The 18,182-nt window shown below is 64.7% G+C and carries 19 protein-coding genes and 1 tRNA gene; 18 read left to right on the top strand and 2 right to left on the bottom strand.

Annotated features, from left to right (window positions below; genetic code table 11):
- The coding region (locus AAC645_RS16905; RefSeq protein ID WP_340317709.1) for a hypothetical protein at positions 1-231 on the bottom strand (231 nt) is incomplete at its 3' end.
- A 108-nt stretch (positions 232-339) separates the two neighbouring features.
- On the opposite strand from AAC645_RS16905, the gene AAC645_RS20505 reads away from it, so the two are divergent.
- The 6 genes from AAC645_RS20505 (at position 340) to cofH (ending at position 7,080) form a co-directional block, all read left to right on the top strand.
- Entirely contained in the window at positions 340-471 is a 132-nt protein-coding gene (locus AAC645_RS20505) for an NAD(P)-binding domain-containing protein (RefSeq protein WP_422785850.1), read from the top strand.
- A 416-nt stretch (positions 472-887) separates the two neighbouring features.
- On the top strand, positions 888-1,745 hold the full coding sequence (locus tag AAC645_RS16900) for a TIGR03619 family F420-dependent LLM class oxidoreductase (protein ID WP_340317708.1): 858 nt from the start codon (positions 888-890) through the stop codon (positions 1,743-1,745).
- A gap of 84 nt (positions 1,746-1,829) precedes the next feature.
- The gene (locus AAC645_RS16895) at positions 1,830-2,987 is read left to right on the top strand and encodes a sulfotransferase family protein (RefSeq protein ID WP_340317707.1); all 1,158 of its coding nucleotides are present in this window, start codon (positions 1,830-1,832) and stop codon (positions 2,985-2,987) included.
- Positions 2,988-3,003: 16 nt separating this feature from the next.
- The gene (locus tag AAC645_RS16890) at positions 3,004-3,585 is read left to right on the top strand and encodes a nuclear transport factor 2 family protein (RefSeq protein ID WP_340317706.1); all 582 of its coding nucleotides are present in this window, start codon (positions 3,004-3,006) and stop codon (positions 3,583-3,585) included.
- 29 nt (positions 3,586-3,614) lie between these two features.
- Complete coding sequence (locus AAC645_RS16885; RefSeq protein ID WP_340317704.1) at positions 3,615-4,502, top strand: TIGR03619 family F420-dependent LLM class oxidoreductase; 888 nt, start codon at positions 3,615-3,617, stop codon at positions 4,500-4,502.
- 256 nt (positions 4,503-4,758) lie between these two features.
- A complete protein-coding gene (gene cofH, locus AAC645_RS16880; protein WP_340317702.1) occupies positions 4,759-7,080 on the top strand; it encodes a 5-amino-6-(D-ribitylamino)uracil--L-tyrosine 4-hydroxyphenyl transferase CofH in 2,322 nt (773 codons plus the stop codon).
- A 175-nt stretch (positions 7,081-7,255) separates the two neighbouring features.
- Here the strand turns inward: cofH and AAC645_RS16875 are convergent.
- Positions 7,256-7,329, bottom strand: a tRNA-Gly gene (locus AAC645_RS16875).
- Between the two features lie 144 nt (positions 7,330-7,473).
- Here AAC645_RS16875 and AAC645_RS16870 point away from each other — a divergent pair.
- From AAC645_RS16870 to gspM, 12 genes are all read left to right on the top strand, one after another.
- Entirely contained in the window at positions 7,474-7,860 is a 387-nt protein-coding gene (locus AAC645_RS16870) for a DUF983 domain-containing protein (protein WP_340317700.1), read from the top strand.
- A 102-nt stretch (positions 7,861-7,962) separates the two neighbouring features.
- Entirely contained in the window at positions 7,963-8,787 is an 825-nt protein-coding gene (locus AAC645_RS16865; protein WP_340317715.1) for a type II secretion system protein N, read from the top strand.
- Positions 8,784-10,910 carry a type II secretion system secretin GspD gene (gene gspD, locus AAC645_RS16860; protein ID WP_340317699.1) on the top strand — a complete coding sequence of 709 codons (2,127 nt, stop codon included), beginning with the start codon at positions 8,784-8,786 and terminating at the stop codon, positions 10,908-10,910. The genes AAC645_RS16865 and gspD overlap by 4 nt, the downstream gene beginning before the upstream one ends.
- Complete coding sequence (locus tag AAC645_RS16855) at positions 10,907-12,412, top strand: GspE/PulE family protein (RefSeq protein WP_340317697.1); 1,506 nt, start codon at positions 10,907-10,909, stop codon at positions 12,410-12,412. The genes gspD and AAC645_RS16855 overlap by 4 nt, the downstream gene beginning before the upstream one ends.
- Positions 12,405-13,628: a type II secretion system inner membrane protein GspF gene (gene gspF, locus AAC645_RS16850; protein WP_340317695.1), complete on the top strand. Its 1,224-nt coding sequence runs from the start codon at positions 12,405-12,407 to the stop codon at positions 13,626-13,628. The genes AAC645_RS16855 and gspF overlap by 8 nt, the downstream gene beginning before the upstream one ends.
- Before the next feature lie 98 nt (positions 13,629-13,726).
- The gene (gspG, locus tag AAC645_RS16845) at positions 13,727-14,155 is read left to right on the top strand and encodes a type II secretion system major pseudopilin GspG (protein ID WP_340317713.1); all 429 of its coding nucleotides are present in this window, start codon (positions 13,727-13,729) and stop codon (positions 14,153-14,155) included.
- Positions 14,130-14,585 carry a GspH/FimT family pseudopilin gene (locus AAC645_RS16840; protein WP_340317693.1) on the top strand — a complete coding sequence of 152 codons (456 nt, stop codon included), beginning with the start codon at positions 14,130-14,132 and terminating at the stop codon, positions 14,583-14,585. Before gspG ends, AAC645_RS16840 begins: the two co-directional genes overlap by 26 nt.
- On the top strand, positions 14,575-14,946 hold the full coding sequence (gspI, locus tag AAC645_RS16835) for a type II secretion system minor pseudopilin GspI (protein WP_422785849.1): 372 nt from the start codon (positions 14,575-14,577) through the stop codon (positions 14,944-14,946). Before AAC645_RS16840 ends, gspI begins: the two co-directional genes overlap by 11 nt.
- Positions 14,946-15,650: a type II secretion system minor pseudopilin GspJ gene (gene gspJ, locus AAC645_RS16830; RefSeq protein ID WP_340317691.1), complete on the top strand. Its 705-nt coding sequence runs from the start codon at positions 14,946-14,948 to the stop codon at positions 15,648-15,650. Before gspI ends, gspJ begins: the two co-directional genes overlap by 1 nt.
- Positions 15,647-16,621, top strand: coding sequence for a type II secretion system minor pseudopilin GspK (gspK, locus tag AAC645_RS16825; RefSeq protein WP_340317689.1), 975 nt, complete (start codon positions 15,647-15,649; stop codon positions 16,619-16,621). Before gspJ ends, gspK begins: the two co-directional genes overlap by 4 nt.
- A gap of 3 nt (positions 16,622-16,624) precedes the next feature.
- Positions 16,625-17,707 (top strand): type II secretion system protein GspL, encoded by a 1,083-nt coding sequence (gspL, locus tag AAC645_RS16820; RefSeq protein ID WP_340317687.1) that lies wholly within the window; start codon positions 16,625-16,627, stop codon positions 17,705-17,707.
- Positions 17,704-18,174 (top strand): type II secretion system protein GspM, encoded by a 471-nt coding sequence (gene gspM / locus AAC645_RS16815; protein ID WP_340317686.1) that lies wholly within the window; start codon positions 17,704-17,706, stop codon positions 18,172-18,174. Before gspL ends, gspM begins: the two co-directional genes overlap by 4 nt.
- Positions 18,175-18,182: the final 8 nt, after the last annotated feature.

Here is an 18,182-nt window from a genome sequence, read left to right as displayed (position 1 = left end):
GCCGAGCTTACCGACTGGGCCTTCATGCGCCGCGAAGCACTGAGCCCAGCCGAGCAGGAGGCGTGACCGCTGGCGGCCTTTCGCCTCGCCGACCAAGGTCGTGAACTCATACACGCCAGCGGCATGACGACTTGTCTTCCACTTGCCCTCCAGCAACCGCAGGGCATCCTTCGCCGCAGCCGCCCAGACGAGCTGCCGCTTGGGATCGTCGCAAATCCAGTCCCCTCTCATGCGCACTTACCTTTTGGTGGGTTACGGACCTTCTGGTCGGCTATTGCCGATGACGACATCTAGGCCTAACCTTGGGTGTAAGGAAACGGCGATGGGGGAGGTCAGCGATTGAAGATCGGCATCGGCAATATCGGCGGCGCCCCGGCACATAGGCTTTCCGCAGCGGGACATCGCGTTGGCGTAGCAAACTCGAAGGGAGCCGAGGCTGTTCGATCCTTGGCAATTCTCATATCGAGGTGAATGATGATAGCGCCAAAAGGTGAGCTGCCACATCGTCGCCGTCTCAATAGGTGCGATCTGGACGACGGCTTTCTAAGAGGGCGAGTTCGTTCGTACCCCGCATGGCTCGAGAACTAGGCGCTTTGCGCTGCACGGCCTTCGCCTTCGCGCGAATTGGCCAAGGGTGGTGACAAGGATAAAGGCCGGCAGAATACGTTGACTGAGGTGCTTTGGAGCAGTTAGGAAGAAACTGAATTTGTTAAGACTACTAAACAAATTCTATAGAACCCGTGTCGGAAATGGCTTTTTTCATACGTTAACATTGCCTATTCTTGTATTTATTGCAACAGAATGGATCAAATTGACCGCGTTCAAGCCGTAGTCACACAGAAAAGGTCTGGGGAGGATCGGAAGTGCGTTTTAGCCTGTCAGAAACAATGGGGACCTATCAGGATTGGCTGGAGATGGGCGTTGCCGCCGAAGAGGCTGGCTTCGACGCGTTCTCCACCCCCGACAGCGTTTTCTATCCCGACAAAACGGATTCGATCTATCCGTATAATGAAACGGATGCCATCCGGAAGTATATCGAGAATACGGCCTTTATCGAACCGATGGTCGCCTTCGCCTGGATGGCGGCGCGGACCAGCAAGCTCCGGTTCTTTCCCAATGTGATGAAGTCGGCCTCGCGCGCGCCGATCCTGCTTGCCAAGCAGATCTGCTCGCTGGCGGTGATCTCGAACAATCGGTTCATCTATGGAGCCGGCATCGGCCCTTGGGAAGAGGACTTCAGCTATAACGGGCTCGACTGGAACAAGCGCGGTGAGCTTCTGGATGAATCCATCGAGATCCTGCGCGGCCTGATGACGGGCGAGCTCTTCGCCTATGAGGGCAAGCATAACAGGTTCGGGCCCATCAAGCTCAACCCGGTGCCGACCGCGCCGGTCCCCATCGTCATCGGCGGCCATTCCAAGCCAGCCTTGCGTCGCGCCGCCAAGGTGGGCGATGGCTGGACCGTCGTGAACATGGATTTCGATCCTATGAAGGCCATGATCGCCGAACTGCACGAGCTTCGCCGGGCTTATGGAACGGACCACCAGGATTTCCAGATTCACGCCCGCCAGTACAACATCCGTACTGCCGCGCAGGAGCGCCCCGATCTTGGCTCTTACCGCAAGTTCGAGGATATCGGCGTGACCGATTATTGCATCGTCCTATTCCCGACCCCCGATGTTCCGCTTCAGACCAAGCTTGATGAGATCAAGCGCTTTGGCGATGAGGTCATCTCGAAGCTGTAATGCCAGCCGGATTCAGTCCGCAGGGATTGGTGTTCACATGTCTTTTAGCGGACCTGTAGCCGCTGCTATCGAGAGAGAATGGCAATGAAGGTGTTAGACGCGCAGGAGCTGCTGCAACTGGCCCAGGATCGAACCGGCCTGTCCGACTTTGGACCGGAAGATTTCCGCGAAGGCCTGGACATGCTGGTGAAAGGCGTGAATGCCGACGTCGTCGTGCGCCCCGATCGCGTCGAGCATCTGCGCGAAAATATCCTGCGCCTCCTCATCAATCGGCTGTGGTTCCAAAAGGATCTCGCCGACCATCCCGAGATCCTCGACGAAGTCATCGATGCGCCGATCATCATCACGTCGCTGCCCCGCACGGGCAGCACGAAACTGCAGCGGCTGCTGGCTGCGTCGGGCGATTTCCAGCTCGTCGAATATTGGAAGGGCCATATGTTCGCCCGCATTCCCGGAGCGCCCGACGGCGGCCGCGAGCAGCGGATCGCGGAGACGCGGGCCTATGAAAAATGGTTGTATGAAGTGTCGCCCGACATGATCACCGGCCATCCGGTGTTCACGGACGAGGCCGAAGAGGAGATGCAGCTTTTCGAATATTCCTTTCGAACGCCGGCATTAGCGGTCTTCGGCTCAGCCTCCTATTTCGGATGGCTGTTGGGCGCCGATCCCACGCCGGCCTACGACTATCTGAAAACGCAGCTGCAATATCTGCAATGGCAGAACCCGGAAAATCGTAAAAAGCCTTGGCTTCTCAAGACGCCGATCCATTTCGGGCTGGAACCGCAGGTGAACCGGATTTTTGACAATCCCCGTTTCATCGTTACCCACCGCGATCCCATCAAATGCATTCCCTCGATCGCTGGCGTCAGCCACAACTGGCATATGCTCTATGCGGACGTCGAGCCCGACCTGACCGGTGGTGAGGCCATGATAACCTATTTCGGCAAGTCCGCCGTTGATCATCTCGCGTGGCGCGACAGTGATCTCGAACGGCAAATCCTCGACATTGGCTTTTCCGACATCACCTCGAACGATGGCGAGGTCGTACGCCGCATTTACGAGGAATTCGGCCTGCCCCTAACGGAGAAGAGCCAGCAGGGCATGCGCGAATGGTCAGAACGCAATCCGCGCAACAAGCATGGCGGCCATTCCTATTCAGCCGCGAAATTCGGCACGACCGACGATGTGATCCGCACCAGCTTCGCAGACTATATCGATCGCTTCGCGCCACTGCTCGCCTGAGAGAACGGGCACCATCATGAGCGACATCGAACATCGACTGGCCGAACTCGAGGCGCGCTTCGCGATCACCGACGTCGTGCATAAATTCTGTCGCGCAGCCGACCGTAGCGACCTCGAAGCGATCCCGCCTCTGTTTCACGACGATGCGGTGGACAATCACGGTTTTTACGAAGGTGATGTGCCGGGTCTGGTCGAATGGATGAGGGAGCGGCATCGCAACATCCTGCACGCCAGCCATAATGTCACTAATATCCTGATAGAATTCGCGGGCACCGCTCGCGCGCTGGTGGAATCTCGGGTGAGCGTCTGCATTCGCTATTCGGCGGCAGGCGCGGCGGCCTTTGCGCAGGCTGCCGGTGTTGCCATCTCGGGCAACCGGCCGGTCGATGTGCTGTCATTCGGCCGCTATATCGACATATTTGAGCAGCGCGACAGCACGTGGAAGATCGCGTCTCGAACCACGGTTCCCGACCAGAACCTGTTCTTCGAAGTACCTGAAGGAACCGACATAAGTTCCCCCGTCCTCGTCAAGCCACGGCGGGATCAGGAGGATCTTGTTTTCACATTGCGCCATGACCTGGGATTGTCTTGGCCATGACTATGATTGACATCAAACAGGAGAGTATAATGACCAACGATCGGCCCATGTTCGGCATTGCCACGGCATTGACCAAGAATACCCTCTCACCAGCCATATTGGGCCCTTGGTTGGAAACCCATGGTTTTGAATCGATATGGTTCGGCGAACATTCCCATATTCCGGTCGAACTGAAGTCCCAGCGCAAAAACTACAAAGAGGTCCCCGAAGCTTTTAAGGAACTATACGACCCGCTGATGGCGCTCATGGGCATTGCGGCGGTAACGAAAACGCTAAAGCTCGGTACGTCGGTGCTGATCCTTCCGGAGCACCATCCGATCAGGCTGGCGAAGATGATCTCGACCCTTGATCAAGTATCGGGCGGTCGCGTCACTATCGGCGTCGGCGGCGGCTGGAGCGCCGAGGAAATGGGCGATTATGGCGTAGAATTCAAGGATCGCTGGAAAGTGGTTCGCGAAACCGTCCTGGCGATGCGCCAGATCTGGGGCAACGAGATCGCTGAGTTTCATGGCGAGCTGATCAACTTCCTGCCGATGTGGAGCGGCCCCAAGCCCATCAACGGTGCTCGCCTGCCTATCGTGATCGGCGCTGCGAGCACGTTCGCTTTTCCCCGTATCGCCGAATTTGGCAACGGCTGGGTGCCGGTCGACCAGGGAGACGCTATGGCCGGACTGATGAACGATCTACGCGCCTATATGGAGACAACGGACCGTTCGTTCGATGAGCTCAGCCATTCCATCATCACGCACCCGCTTACTGCCGTGTATAACGGCGACGGCGACGCACTGAAGCGCCGTATCGATGAGCTTTACGCGATCGGCTTCCGCCGTATGCTGCTGACGCTTCCCTCGGAAACTCCGGACCTCCAGTGGAAGACGCTGGAAGGCCTGCACAAGATCGTCGAGGCGTACGCCTAAACGCCTACCGGAAAGCCGTCGGCAGCAGGCGGCTGTTCGGACTTCCAGGCGCTGCCGGATGCGGTCAATCTGCCCGCATCCGGCAGCGCCTCTCCCTGGAACGGCTTTGCTCGGTCGTGCCCCGCTGGATCATGTCATACGAATATCCTGAACGTCGCTCTGGTCCATCCTTGAGCCATTCATGAAATCCAGCGAAATCTGCTAAAATAATATAGTTGCGGGCTGATTGGCCGCACCCTTCGAAGAGGATATCGGGATGTTGAGCTATTATGAAGGTCTTCTCGAAGAAAAGGACCGCGTACTCCTCGATAGTCCACTTGACGAATTGATCGCCCAATCGGAACGCCTGACATTGGAGTCCTTTGGGCCGGTCGTCACGTACTCGCGCAAGGTATTCATCCCGCTTACCAAGCTGTGCCGCGACGTTTGTCACTATTGTACCTTTGCTTCGACGCCCTCCAGGGTCGGCACGGCGTATCTGTCGCGCGAAGAAGTGCTCGCGATTGCAAGAGCGGGCGCGGCGGCAGGGTGTCGCGAGGCGTTGTTCACGCTCGGCGATCAGCCCGAGGCTCGCTATTCCGCCGCCCGCGAGGCGCTTGGCTTGCTCGGTCATGCCACTACGCTGTCCTATCTCGAAGAGATGGCGCGGCTTGTTCTGGACGAGACAGGATTGCTGCCACACCTCAATGCAGGGCTGATGGATGAAAAGGACTATGCCGCGCTGCGGCCGGTCTCGGCGTCGATGGGACTAATGCTGGAGACGGTGTCGGAACGGCTATCGGAAAAGGGGGGTCCGCATCATGGTTCGCCCGACAAGCTGCCGGCGCTCAGGCTTGCGGCGATCGAAGCGGCCGGCCGCGCAGGAGTGCCTTTCACGACCGGCCTCCTCATTGGCATCGGCGAAACACGCGCGGAGAGGGTGGACGCGCTGGTCGCGATCCGGGAACTGCATCTGCGTTACGGCCATATACAGGAAGTCATCATACAGAATTTTCGGGCCAAGCCGGGCACTCGGATGGCCGACTATCCCGAACCTGCGCTGGATGAGCATCTCTGGACCATCGCCATGGCCCGGCTGATATTGGGGCCGCAAATGGTTATCCAGGCGCCGCCCAATCTTCATGCGCCGGACGAACTCGCGGCATTGCTCCGGGCAGGCGTGAATGACTGGGGTGGCGTTTCACCGGTAACGCCTGATCATGTGAATCCCGAGGCACCCTGGCCGCATCTCGCACTGTTGGAACAGGCGACCGCGGCTGCTGGACGCGTACTGCGGGAGCGGTTGGCAATCGGTCCTGCCTATGCGCTGGAAGCCGAGCGCTGGACCGATCCGGCCATCACGATGCGTGTTCGCCGATCCGTCGACGCGCGCGGCCTCCCAATCACCGATGACTGGCATGCTGGGGCGGGGGAAGTGGCTCCTGCGCTTGCGAGCATCGGCGTCGCCGCCGGGTCAACCCAGCTCCAAACGATCATCGCGGCGGCTCGCTCAGGCACGCGATTGGACGAGTCTGCCATCGTGCGGCTATTTCAGGCAGACGGATCCCATGTGGAACTGCTGACGCAGGCAGCTGACCAGTTGCGCCAGGAAATGGTCGGCGATTCGGTGACTTATGTCATCAACCGTAATATCAATTATACCAATATCTGCCTCTATAAATGTGGCTTTTGCGCCTTTTCCAAGGGCAGTACGAAAGCGATGCGCGGACCCGCTTACCGACTTGATTTTGAGGAAGTCGGGCGCCGCGCGGCGGAAGCCTGGGAACGGGGGGCTACAGAGGTATGCCTGCAGGGCGGTATTCATCCCGACTATGATGGCAATACCTATCTTTCCGTCCTGAAAGCTGTCCGGGCCGCTGCTCCGAACATCCACATACATGCCTTCTCTCCGTTGGAGGTCAGTCACGGCGCGGCCACGCTGGGCCTGAGGCTTGAGGACTATCTGACACGGCTTCGTGATGCTGGGCTCTCGACCCTCCCGGGCACGGCCGCGGAGATATTGGATGACGAAATTCGGGACATCATTTGCCCGGACAAGCTGGGTACCGAGGATTGGCTCAACGTGATGCGCACCGCCCATCGGGTCGGCCTCCGCTCTACAGCCACGATCATGTTCGGGCATGTCGATGGCTACGAGCATTGGGCTCGCCACCTGCTGAGGATTCGCGATCTCCAGGCTGAAACGGGCGGGTTCACCGAATTCGTTCCGCTCCCGTTCGTGCATATGGAAGCGCCGATCTGGCGGAAGGGGCAAGCGCGTTCCGGCCCAAGCTTCCGTGAGACCATATTGATGCATTCCATAGCCCGATTGGTGCTTCATCCGGCAATACCCAACATTCAGGCGAGCTGGGTGAAGCTCGGCGCGGCGGGTGTAGCCACCGCTCTGCGGGCCGGGGTCAACGACCTTGGCGGCACGCTGATGGACGAGTCGATCACCCGGGCGGCGGGCGGCCTGAACGGCCAACTCTGCGATCCCGCACAAATGAATGCGCTCGCCGCGGAGGCCGGTCGTTATGCCGTGCAGCGCACGACGTTATACGGACCCGTGACGGAACCTCAGCTGCAAGCGGCGGAATAATCGAAGACCCCCACTTTGGGGGCCTCCCACATCGACCAGCTCGGTTGAGGCGCGCGAAAGGCCGCTATCTGCCCGGCTACGCATCGATGCGCGCGACCTTGGCCCGATGGAGAGGAAATGCCGCCGATTTCCGCGGGTTGCGAAGCCCGGCCATGGACGTCGGTGGATGGTAGGATGGAGCGGGTGAAGGGAATCGAACCCTCGTCGTAAGCTTGGGAAGCTTCTGCTCTGCCATTGAGCTACACCCGCACAGCCGAGGAAAAGCTGCGGCTTCCATCAGCGGGATCGAGCGGGCCTCGGACATCTTCCGAGGACCATCACCTGATCCGTCCGCCGATTGCCACAAGGACGGGGCATTGGTCAACGTGCTGTCTGTTCTGCTAAGGCGTCAGCATGATTCACGACAGTCCCGATGACCGGCGCGATGTGCGGGCCGCCATGACATTTGGCGCAAAGGGCGAATGCCCGGCGTGCGGCAAGGCTCGGTTGTTCGCGCGCTTCCTGAAGCCGGTGGGCCATTGCCCCGGCTGTGGCCAGGACTGGACGCTGCACAGCGCCGACGATCTGCCCGCCTATCTGGTGGTGCTGATCCTCGGTCATGTCCTCGTGCCCTTCGTCGTTGCTGCGAATCTGCGATTCGACTTGCCGATGTGGGCGCAGATGACCCTGTGGCCGGCGCTCGCGCTGGTCCTGGCGATGCTGATGATCCAGCCGGCCAAGGGCGCGGTGATCGGACTGCAATGGGCGCGGCGGATGCATGGTTTTTCGGGCGGACGGTGACGCCGGCATTTCTGTTCGATCGGCGCATAAGATGCTTTCTAAGCCGCTCTAATCTCGATTATAGCTGCCGGGGCGACGTTTGCGGGGGAAGCTGAGTTGGCGGTGGGATCGGACTGGCGCGCACTGAACTGGCGTGCCTGGGCACGGCCCCGCGATTTCACGGCGCCGCAGCTGCAGAAGGCGTGCGAATATGCAATGATCGCGCTGGTCGGGGTTGCCGCGCTCGGCCTCGTCTGGGCGGTCGCGGCGCCGACTGCGCGGGACGATGGCTCGTCGTCCGCGCCTGTCCGCTTCGATGCGACGCCCGCCGCCTTTTCCGCCTTCGATCCCTTCTTCCGGCTGAGCGGCGGCGGGGGCGAGCCGGGCGTGGTCACCTCGCTCAACCTCACCCTCCACGGGGTTCGTGCCGATCAGGCATCCGGACGAGGCTCGGCAATCATCGGCCTGCCCGACGGCACCCAGAACAGCTATGCCGTGGGCGACGAGATCCTGCCGGGCGCGGTGCTGGCCGGGGTCGCGTTCGACAGCGTCACCATCCGCCGCGATGGTGCCACCGAGACGCTCTACCTCGACCAGTCGACGGCGGCTCCTATCGCTGCCGCACCCGCTGCGGCGTCGCCCGATCCGTTCGCGGCCATCCGGGCAGGCGGCGCGGCATCGGCCCCGCCGCCACTGATCGCGGACATCTCCGCCGAGCCGCGGATGCGGGCAGGGCGGATCGATGGCTATATCCTTCGGCCAGGCCCGGTCGGCACGGCCTTCGCCGGAGCGGGCCTGCTGCCGGGCGATGTGCTGATGACGATCGATGGCCGGGCGGTGGGCGACGGCGCCGGGCTGGAGCAGCTCGCCGGCGGCGGCAAGCCGGTGTCCGTCCAGGTCGAGCGTGGCGGCAAGCCAGTGCCGTTGACGATCGGAGCAGCGAAGTGAGGCCCTGGATCGCCTTCGGCGCGCTGGCATTGTGCGCGGCGCCCATTGCCGCGCAGCAGGTGTTGAACCTCCGCGATGCAGATATCCGCGCGTTCATTCAGGATGCGGCGCGCGTGACCGGGCGCAATTTCATCATCGATCCGCGAGTCACCGGCAAGGTTTCGGTCGTCACCGATCGCGCGCTCAGCAAGAGTGAATATTTCGAGCTGTTCCTGTCGACCCTGCGCGCCAACAGCCTCATCGCGGTGCCGATGAGCGGTGGCGGCTTTCGCATCCAGCCCGCCGAGGGTGCGGCGGCGCTTGCCGGACGGATCGGTTCGGCCAATGGCTCGGGCAATAATTTCGTGACCGACGTCGTCCGGCTGCGTGCGACCGATGCGGCCACCGCGATCGACACGCTCAAGCCGCTGGTCAGCCCCCAGGGCTCTATCACCGCCAACCGCAGCGCCAATTCACTGGTGATCGCCGACTATGCGGACAATCTGCGCCGCATGCGCAGCCTGATCGCGCAGATCGATCGCGACAGCACCACCACCCGGATGATCCCACTGCGGAACGCAGGCGCGCGTGAGATTGCCTCCGCGCTCAGCACGCTGACCGCGGGGCAGGCCGGCGCCGCCAGCGGCGCGACCGTGGTGGCGGTCGACAGCGGCAACGCCCTGCTGCTGCGTGGCGACGGGCCGAGCGTGGCGCGGATGGCGGCGCTTGCCGAAGAGCTCGATCGGCGCGCCGCGAGCGCGAGCGAGATCCGAGTGATCTTCCTGCAATATGCCGACGCCGCCAAGCTGATGCCGGTACTTCAGCAACTGATCGGCCAGGCCGCCGAGGTTTCGGCGCCGGCTGCCGGCAATGGCGGCGCGGCCGCTCCGGCAGCGGCTTCGGCGGCGCGCGGCAAGGGCGAGGCGATCGTCACCCGCTACGAGGGCGCCAACGCGATCATCATCGCCGGACCGACCGACGTGCAGCGCACGCTGGGCGAGGTTATCCGCCAGCTCGACACGCGCCGCGATCAGGTGCTGGTCGAGGCGATCATCGTCGAGATCTCGAACGACGCGGCCCGCAAGCTTGGCGTTCAATTCCTGCTCGGCGGCAAACCTGGCTCCGGCGTGCCGATCGCTGCCACCAACTATTCGAACGCGGCCCCCAATATCCTCACTATCGCCGGGGCTGTCGGCGCGCGCGAACTCGCCACCAAGACGACAGTCATCAACGGCACGACGACGACCACTACCGAGAATAGCGCGATCAGCGATCAGCTGGCCGAAGCGGCGGTCAGTTCGATCCTCAATGCCGGCGGCGGCTTCGCCGGCTTTGCCGACAAGATCGGTCATAACGCGATCTTCGGGGCGATCATCAACGCCGTGCAGACCGATACCAAGTCGAACATTCTCTCGACGCCATCGGTGCTGACGCTCGACAACCAGGAGGCCAAGCTGCTGGTCGGGCAGGAAATCCCGATCACCACCGGCCAGGCACTGTCGAACAATTTCGAGAACCAGTTCCGCACCGTCCAGCGCCAGAATGTCGGCATCCAGCTCGAGGTGAAGCCGCAGATCAATGCGGGCGGCGCGATCAAGCTGTTCCTGCGTCAGGAAGTGTCCTCGATCGCCGGGCCGGTCACCAGCGGATCGGCCGACCTGATCCTCAACAAGCGCGAGATCGAGACGACGGTGACCGTCGACGATGGCGACATCATCGCGCTCGGCGGGCTGCTCGACGATAATGAGCGCCGCACGATCGAGGCGATCCCGCTGCTGAGCCGGATTCCCGGCATCGGCGAACTGTTCAAGTCGCGCTCGCGCAGCCATGTGAAGACGAACCTGATGGTGTTCATCCGCCCGACCATCCTGCGGAGTCCCGGCGACGCGCAGCGGCTTGCGGCGCAACGCTACGGCTATATACGCGGCGAGCAGATCCGCTACGGCAAGCCCGGCGAGGAGCCGGGCATAGACGAGCTGGTGACCGACTATATGGGCACCACCGCGCCGGTTGCTCCAATCGATCCGGCTGCGTCCGCGGTTCCGCCGGGCCAGCCCGAGATCATCGTTCCCAAGGTGACCACCTCGAGCCAGGTCATCCGCCCAGTGCCGGTGCCGCCGTCGGCCAAGCCGCACGGCCAATGAGCGGGCCGACGGCCATCGCTTCCACGCCGTCCATCCCCTACGCCTTCGCGCGGCGCACCGGACTGGTGCCGCTTGCGGCAATCGATGGGGAGGGGCGCCCGCTGATCGGGATGAGCAGCGCCGCCGACCGGACCGCGCTGATCGAGCTGCGCCGCTATCTGGGCCATGGCTTCGCGGTGGAGCCCCTCGCGCCCGAGCGGTTCGAACGAGCGCTGTCCGAACATTATGCCGTCGACGGGCATGCGGCGGAGATCCTCGGCGGCGCACTGGTGACCGGCGAGGAGCTGAGCGCGCTCGCCAACGAAATCCCGACCAGCGCCGATCTGCTCGACAGCGCCGATGATGCCCCGATCATCCGGCTCATCAACGGCGTGATCGCCGACGCGGTGCGCAGCGGTGTCTCGGATATCCACTTCGAACCTTATGACAGCGGGCTCGTGATCCGCATGCGGATCGACGGCGTGCTGGCGGAGCGGCTGCGCCTGCCGCTGGCGGTGGCGCCGCTGGTGGTCAGCCGCATCAAGGTGATGTCCCGCCTCGACATAGCCGAGCGGCGGCTGCCGCAGGACGGGCGGATCGGCCTGTCGATCGCAGGCCGGCTGCTCGACGTCCGCGTCTCCACCTTGCCGGGCCGTGCCGGCGAACGGGTGGTGCTGCGTATCCTCGACAAGGAAGCGGCGGGCATCGCGCCCGAAGCGCTCGGCATGCCGGCACGGATCGAGAGCGCGTTCCACCAGGCGCTGACCGAACCGAACGGCATCATCCTCGTCACCGGACCCACCGGATCGGGCAAGACGACCACGCTCTATGCCGCGCTGCGCCTGCTCAACGACGGCAGCCGCAATATCCTGACGGTCGAGGATCCGGTCGAATATGCGATAGACGGTGTCGGCCAGACCCAGGTCAATCCGAAGGTGGGGCTGGACTTCGCGGCGGGGCTGCGGGCTATCCTGCGCCAAGACCCCGATGTCGTCATGGTCGGCGAAATCCGCGACCGCGAGACCGCCGACATCGCCACCCAGGCCTCGCTTACCGGGCATCTGGTCCTGTCGACCGTTCATACCAACGATGCGGTCGGGGCGATCACCCGGCTGCGCGACATGAAGATCGAACCTTTCCTGATCGCATCGACGCTGCGCGTGGTGATCGCTCAGCGGCTCGTGCGGCGATTGTGCCCTGCCTGCAGCATCGGCGACGTGCCTGCGTCCGGCGTCCGCATCGCGCTCAAGCTCAAAAAGGACGAACTGGTGCGCTCGCCGCGCGGCTGCGACGCCTGCGCGCAGAGCGGCTATCGCGGACGGGTCGGGCTTTTCGAGTTAATCCGCATCGATGATCGTATCCGCGCGGTGATCAACGACAATGGCGACGAGGACGCGATTGCACGGCTCGCCTTCGCCGATGGCGATACATTGGCGAAGGCAGCGCGGCGGCTCGTCCGCGATGGCGTCACCAGTCCCGAGGAAGCGCTGCGGATCCTGCGCAGCGAGGGCGGCGATGGCTGATTTCGCCTGGCATGCCATCGATACCGGCGGGCGCGAACGCCGCGGCCGCATCCACGCGCCATCGCTGGACGAAGCGAAGGCCCGGCTCGAGGCGCGCCGTTATTATGTAGTGGCCGTCGACAAGGCGGGGGAGGGGCCGGGTCCCAGCCTCGCCACCAGCCTGTTGCAGCGGCGGCCGAAGCTGTCCGTGCGCGAGCTGACTCTGTTCACCCGGCAATTCGCCACGCTGATCCAGGTCATGCCGATCGAGGAGGCGCTGCGCAGCATCGCCCGCCAAATAACGAAACCGCGCGTGGTGACGGTGATCGAAGCGGTCCAGGCGTCGGTGTTGAGTGGCCATCGGCTCGCCGATGCGCTTGCCGTCGAGGCGCCGAGTTTTCCGCCGCTCTATCGCGCGATGGTGGCGGCGGGCGAGGCGAGCGGTACCTTGCCGGATATATTGTCGCGGGTCGCCGATCTGCAGGAGCGCCAGGCCGAGGTCCGCAACAAACTGGTCACCACGCTGGCCTATCCCGCGGCGCTCGCGCTGGTGGCCGCTGCGGTGGTGCTGGCGCTGATGCTGTTCGTAGTGCCCCGGATCGTCGAGCAGTTCGAAACGGTGGGACAGCAGCTGCCGTTGCTGACCCGCATCGTCATCGCCACCTCGCACTTCATCGGCGCCTGGTGGTGGGCGATGCTGATCGCTCTTGCCGCGGCGCTGCTGCTGTTCTCGCGGCTGATCGCCGATCCCGCCCGGCGCCTCGGCTTCGATGGCTGGCTGCTGCGCCTGCCTTTGATCGGCGGTCTGATCCGCGATCTCCACGCCGCGCGCATGGCGCGGACGCTGGCGAAGATGGTCGAAAGCCGGCTGCCGCTGGTGGAGGGCCTTGCAATGACGATCCCCACGCTGCGCAACCATGCGTTGCGCGATGCTACACGCGTCATCGTCGAGGATATCCGCGGCGGATCGAGCCTGTCGGCCGCGCTGCGGCGCGCGGGACTGTTCCCCGCCATCCTCGTCCACATGACGGCGAGCGGCGAGGCGGCCGGCCGGCTCGACGAGATGCTCGAACACGCCGCCGACTATCTGGAGCGCGAGTTTGACATGTTTACTGCGACGATGCTGTCGCTGCTCGAACCCGCGGTTATCGTGGTGATGGGTGCGGTGGTCGCCCTGATCATCCTGGCGATCCTGCTGCCGGTGCTGCAGCTCGATACTTTGGCGGGGATTTCGTGATGCGCTTCCATCCTCTCTCGTCATTCCAGCGAAAGCTGGAATCTCTCTTCTCTCGCTCGCCGCGCTACGAAGGCAGCGAGATCCCAGCTTTCGCTGGGATGACGGGGGAGCATGCGGAATCAGGCTTCACCCTGATCGAGCTCATGGTCGTGATCCTCATCCTCGGCTTGCTCGCCACCGTCGTTGCGCTCAATGTGATGCCGGCGCAGGACAAGGCGATGGTCGAGAAAGCCCGCACCGATGTCGCGCTGCTCGAACAGGCGGCCGAGCGCTATCGGCTCGACATGTTCGCCTATCCGACCACCGATGCGGGCCTTCGCGCACTAGTCCAGCCGCCGGCCGGGCTCGCGCATCCGGAGCGCTATCCGCCGGGCGGCTATATCAAGCGGCTTCCCGACGACCCCTGGGGCAATCCCTATCATTATCAGGCACCGGGGCGGCATGGCGCGGTCGATATCTACAGCCTCGGCGCGGACAATCGCGAGGGCGGCGAGGGGCAGGATGCCGATATCGGCAACTGGAAATGACCGCGGCTTCACGCTGATCGAGCTGCTCGTCGTGCTGGCGATCATCGCGGTCGGGGCGACGGCGGTGCTGCTCAGCCTGCCGGGGCCTGAGCGCGTCCTGCGCGACAGCAGCGAGCGGCTTGCCGCGCAGGCGGCGGCATTGCGCGACGAGGCGGTGATGGCGTCGCAGCCGATGGCGATCCGTATCGGTGTTGGCGGCTATGGCTTCGAACGCTATGACGGCACCGCCTGGATCGCCGAAACCGGGAAGCCGTTCCGCCATGTCGACCTCCCGGAAGGGATGGCGGTGACTGCGGAGCCCTCGGGCGAGCAGCGCATCCGGTTCGACACCACCGGCCTGGCCGATCCTGTGGTGCTCTCGCTGGGCTATCAGGGACTACGGCGGACGGTGACGGTCGATGCGGGCGGGGGTGTTCGGCTTGGCGGCTGAGGATCATTCCGAGCGCGGCTTCACGCTGATCGAGGTGATGGTGGCGCTCGCCGTCTTCAGCCTTGCCGCGCTGACTCTGCTGCGACTCGAAGGCGCGACCATGACCAACGCGCGCATGCTCGAGGTCCGCACCGCCGCCGAGATCGTCGCGCGCAACCGCGCCGTCGAGGTGCTGACCGATCCGATCGCGCCGTCGATCGGCACGGTCAGCGGCAGCGAAATGCAGGCGGGGCGACCCTGGCCCTGGGTGCGCATCACGCGACCGATGCCGGACGCCGGACTGGTCGCGGTGGCGATCCATGTCGCGAGCCCGTTCGGCGGCGAGGCGGCGGCGATCACTGTGTATCGGCGGGTGACGTGATGGGATCGAACTTCGCGTCGCCGCCGCTCCAACGTCATCCCGGCGGAGGCCGGGATCTCAGGAGGCCAGGGCGCGCGTCAACCTCCCGAGTTCCCGGCCTTCGCCGGGATGACGGTGAGGGCAGAGGAAGCGAACACGGCTTCACCCTCGTCGAACTGCTGGTCGCATTGGCCATCTTCGGACTGCTCGCCGTCGCCGGCGGCTATCTGCTCGGCTTCTCGCTACGCGCGCAGGAGAGCACCGCGCGCTCGCTCGATCGGGTCGCCGCGGTGCGACGCGCCTCGGTGCTGCTGACCGCCGACATGGCGCAGACCCTGCCGCGGACCAGTCGCGACGAAAGGGGCGACCGGCAGCCGGCGGTGATCGGCGGGGATGCCGCCCTCGGCTTCGTGCGCGGTGGCTGGACCAACGACAGCGATGCGCCGCGCTCGGCCTTGCAGAAGGTCTCCTACAGCCTTGTCGGCCGGGAGCTCGTCCGCACCAGCTGGCCGATGGTCGACGGTGTCGCGCTCGATCGGGCGGTGCGCAGCGCCCTGGTGACGGGCGTGTCGCGGCTCGGTCTGCGCTACCGCAAGGAGGGCGCCTGGACCGAGACCTGGCAGCCGCGCCTGCCGGCCGATGTGCCGGACGCGGTCGAAGTCACCATGGCGGTCGACGGCGTCGGCGAGATCCGGCAGCTGTTCCTGGTGGGGATCGGCCGGTGAAGCCGGGCGAACGCGGCGCGGCGCTGCTCGCGGTGCTGCTGCTGGTGGCGCTGATCGCGACGCTGGCGGCACTGGCGATGGACCGGCTCGCGCTGGCGACGCGGCTTGCCGGCAATGCGCGGGCGGTGGATCAGGCGCGCGGCTATGCGCTGGGTGCCGAGGGGCTCGCGACGCTGATCGTCGACCGGCTCAGCGATCGCGCCAGGGGCGAGGCATCGCTGCCGGCGGGATGGGCGGGCGAGACGCGCACCATCCCGATCGAGGGCGGCGTGATTCATGCGCGGCTCGGCGACGGCGGCGCCTGCTTCAACCTCAACAGCCTTGTGATGGGCAACCAGCTCAGCGGCTTCACTGCGCGGCCGCAGATGATGGACCGGCTTACCACCCTGCTGCTGCTCGCCGGCGTGCAGCCGACCCGCACCCGGCCGATCGTCGCGGCGATAACCGACTGGATCGACAGCGACGCGATTCCGCAGCCGCAGGGTGCGGAGGATGCTGCCTATGCGCGGGCGCCGGTGCCCTATCGCACTGCCAACACGCTCATGGCCGACGTCAGCGAACTGCGCGCCGTCGCGGGTGTGACGCCCTCCGTCTATGCGGCGCTGCGGCCCTGGGTCTGCGCGCTGCCGGTGAGTGAGGTCGCAGCCCTCAACGTCAACATCCTGCCGCCCGAGCGCGCGCCGCTGCTGGCGATGCTCTATGGCGGACGGCTGTCGGTGGCGCAGGCTGCGGCGCTGTTGCGCAGCCGGCCCGTCGAGGGATGGGCCGATGCGGGGCAATTCCGACAGCTGCCCGTGATTGCCGCGGCGGGAAATGCCGCTGGCCTCGGCGAGGAAATTGCCGTCCGGTCGCGCTGGTTCACGCTCGAGCTTGACGTGGCGCTGGACGGTGCGCAGGTGAAGGAGGTGGCTCTGATCGACGGCGGCATCGCGCCGTCGCGGGTGGTCAGCAGGGCGTGGGGGAATCGATAGCAGATGCGCGCGCTGCTGCTCTTTGCCGAGGAGGAGGTTGGCACGGTCGAGGGCTGGTTCCGGCTCGTCGATGGCCGCGTCGTCGCGCGCGGATCGGGGATCGACTCGCTGCCGTTGCGCGAGGAGGGCGAGCGCCTGTTCCTGCTGCTGGCCGGCAGCGAAGTAACGATGCGCTGGCTCACCCTGCCGATGCTCACTGAAGCCCAGGCGCTGGCCGCCGCGCGCCTGGCGATTGCCGACGATAGCCTCGGGCCTATCGATGCGCTGCATGTCGTGCTCGGCCGCATCCATGGCGGCCATCGCCTGGTCGCCGTCATCGCGCATGAACGGATCGGCGCGTGGCTTGACTGGGCGGCGAGCGTGGCCATCGATCCGGATCATGTCGTGCCGCTTCCGCTGCTGATCGCCTATGGTGAGGGCCCCGCGCGGGTGTGGGCCCGGCCGCGGCGCACGCTGGTTCATGGTGCGCTGCAGGCATTTGCGATCGAGACCGAACTGGCGGAGATGCTGCTCGGCGACACGCCGGTCGAGACGATGGACGATGCCCGCTTCGAAGCGGAATTGCCGGTTGCCTTGCTCGCGCTGCCGCTCGACCTGCGCCAGGGCGCCTGGCGACGCCGGCGAGTATGGCGCGTCGACGGCGAATGGCGGCGGCGCATGCTGCGCTACGCCGTGGCCGCCGCGATCCTGCTCGCGTTGATCCCGGTCGCGCGCCTCGGACGGCTCGCTTGGGAAGCCCATCGCCTACACAGCGAGGCAGGCCGAGTCGCGCAGTCGACTCTCGGAACGCCTACAAGGCCGGAAGATCCGCGCGCGGTGCTCCTGCAGCGGCTCGAACGACTGCAGGGGCCGGGAATGGGCTTCGTCGACGGGTCGGCCGCGCTATTCGGCGCGGTGCGGCAGACGCCCAATGTCGAGCTTGCCGATCTGGCCTTCGGGGACGATGGGACGCTGACCGCCGATGTCCGGTCGGCCAGTGCCGCCGATCTGGCCGAGCTGGTGCGGCGGATCGGCTCCAGCGGACTGGTCGTCGAGACCAGCGGCAACGGGCAGGGGATCAGCAGCGTCCGGATAAGACAGCCATGATCGAACGGCTACAGGCGTGGTGGCGGCTGCGAAGTTCGCGGGAACAGGGTCTGCTGGCGGTGCTCGCGGTGATCGCGGTGCCGACCCTGCTCTGGTATGGCGTCATCCGCCCGATGGATCGGGCGCTGGAGGCGGCACAGCGCGCCCGCGACGGCGAGGCCCGCAACCTGGCCGATGTGCTGCGGATGGCGGGCAAGATCCAGGCGGCGGATCGTCCGACGCGCGACTCGCGGCCGGTCGAGGCGCTGATCCTGGCTGATGCTGAGCGCGCAGGCTTCACGGTCGACAGCGTGACGCGCGATGGCGATGGCGCGCTGTTGACGATCGACGCGGTTCGGTCCCAGCCTTTCTTCGCCTGGGTGGCGGCGATGAAGCAGCGGCGCGGGATGATCGTGACAAGGCTGACCGCGCGGCCCAACGGGGATTCGACATTGTCGATCGCGGTGCGCTTTCAACACGCACGCTGAAGGGGGAG

Origin of the sequence: Rhizorhabdus argentea, assembly GCF_037861105.1 — a bacterium.
Taxonomy (GTDB): Bacteria; Pseudomonadota; Alphaproteobacteria; order Sphingomonadales; family Sphingomonadaceae; genus Rhizorhabdus; species Rhizorhabdus argentea.
This window is presented reverse-complemented; position numbering and strand designations above follow the sequence as displayed.

Excerpts from the sequence above, each read along its gene's own strand:
- gspF (WP_340317695.1), top strand. The coding sequence starts at position 12,405 with ATGGCTGATTTCGCCTGGCATGCCATCGATACCGGCGGGCGCGAACGC.
- gspM (WP_340317686.1), top strand. The coding sequence starts at position 17,704 with ATGATCGAACGGCTACAGGCGTGGTGGCGGCTGCGAAGTTCGCGGGAA.
- AAC645_RS16885 (WP_340317704.1), top strand. The coding sequence starts at position 3,615 with ATGACCAACGATCGGCCCATGTTCGGCATTGCCACGGCATTGACCAAG.
- AAC645_RS16855 (WP_340317697.1), top strand. The coding sequence starts at position 10,907 with ATGAGCGGGCCGACGGCCATCGCTTCCACGCCGTCCATCCCCTACGCC.
- AAC645_RS16895 (WP_340317707.1), top strand. The coding sequence starts at position 1,830 with ATGAAGGTGTTAGACGCGCAGGAGCTGCTGCAACTGGCCCAGGATCGA.
- AAC645_RS16890 (WP_340317706.1), top strand. The coding sequence starts at position 3,004 with ATGAGCGACATCGAACATCGACTGGCCGAACTCGAGGCGCGCTTCGCG.
- AAC645_RS16900 (WP_340317708.1), top strand. The coding sequence starts at position 888 with ATGGGGACCTATCAGGATTGGCTGGAGATGGGCGTTGCCGCCGAAGAG.
- AAC645_RS16870 (WP_340317700.1), top strand. The coding sequence starts at position 7,474 with ATGATTCACGACAGTCCCGATGACCGGCGCGATGTGCGGGCCGCCATG.
- gspJ (WP_340317691.1), top strand. The coding sequence starts at position 14,946 with ATGGGATCGAACTTCGCGTCGCCGCCGCTCCAACGTCATCCCGGCGGA.
- cofH (WP_340317702.1), top strand. The coding sequence starts at position 4,759 with ATGTTGAGCTATTATGAAGGTCTTCTCGAAGAAAAGGACCGCGTACTC.
- AAC645_RS16840 (WP_340317693.1), top strand. The coding sequence starts at position 14,130 with ATGCCGATATCGGCAACTGGAAATGACCGCGGCTTCACGCTGATCGAG.
- gspL (WP_340317687.1), top strand. The coding sequence starts at position 16,625 with ATGCGCGCGCTGCTGCTCTTTGCCGAGGAGGAGGTTGGCACGGTCGAG.
- gspG (WP_340317713.1), top strand. The coding sequence starts at position 13,727 with ATGACGGGGGAGCATGCGGAATCAGGCTTCACCCTGATCGAGCTCATG.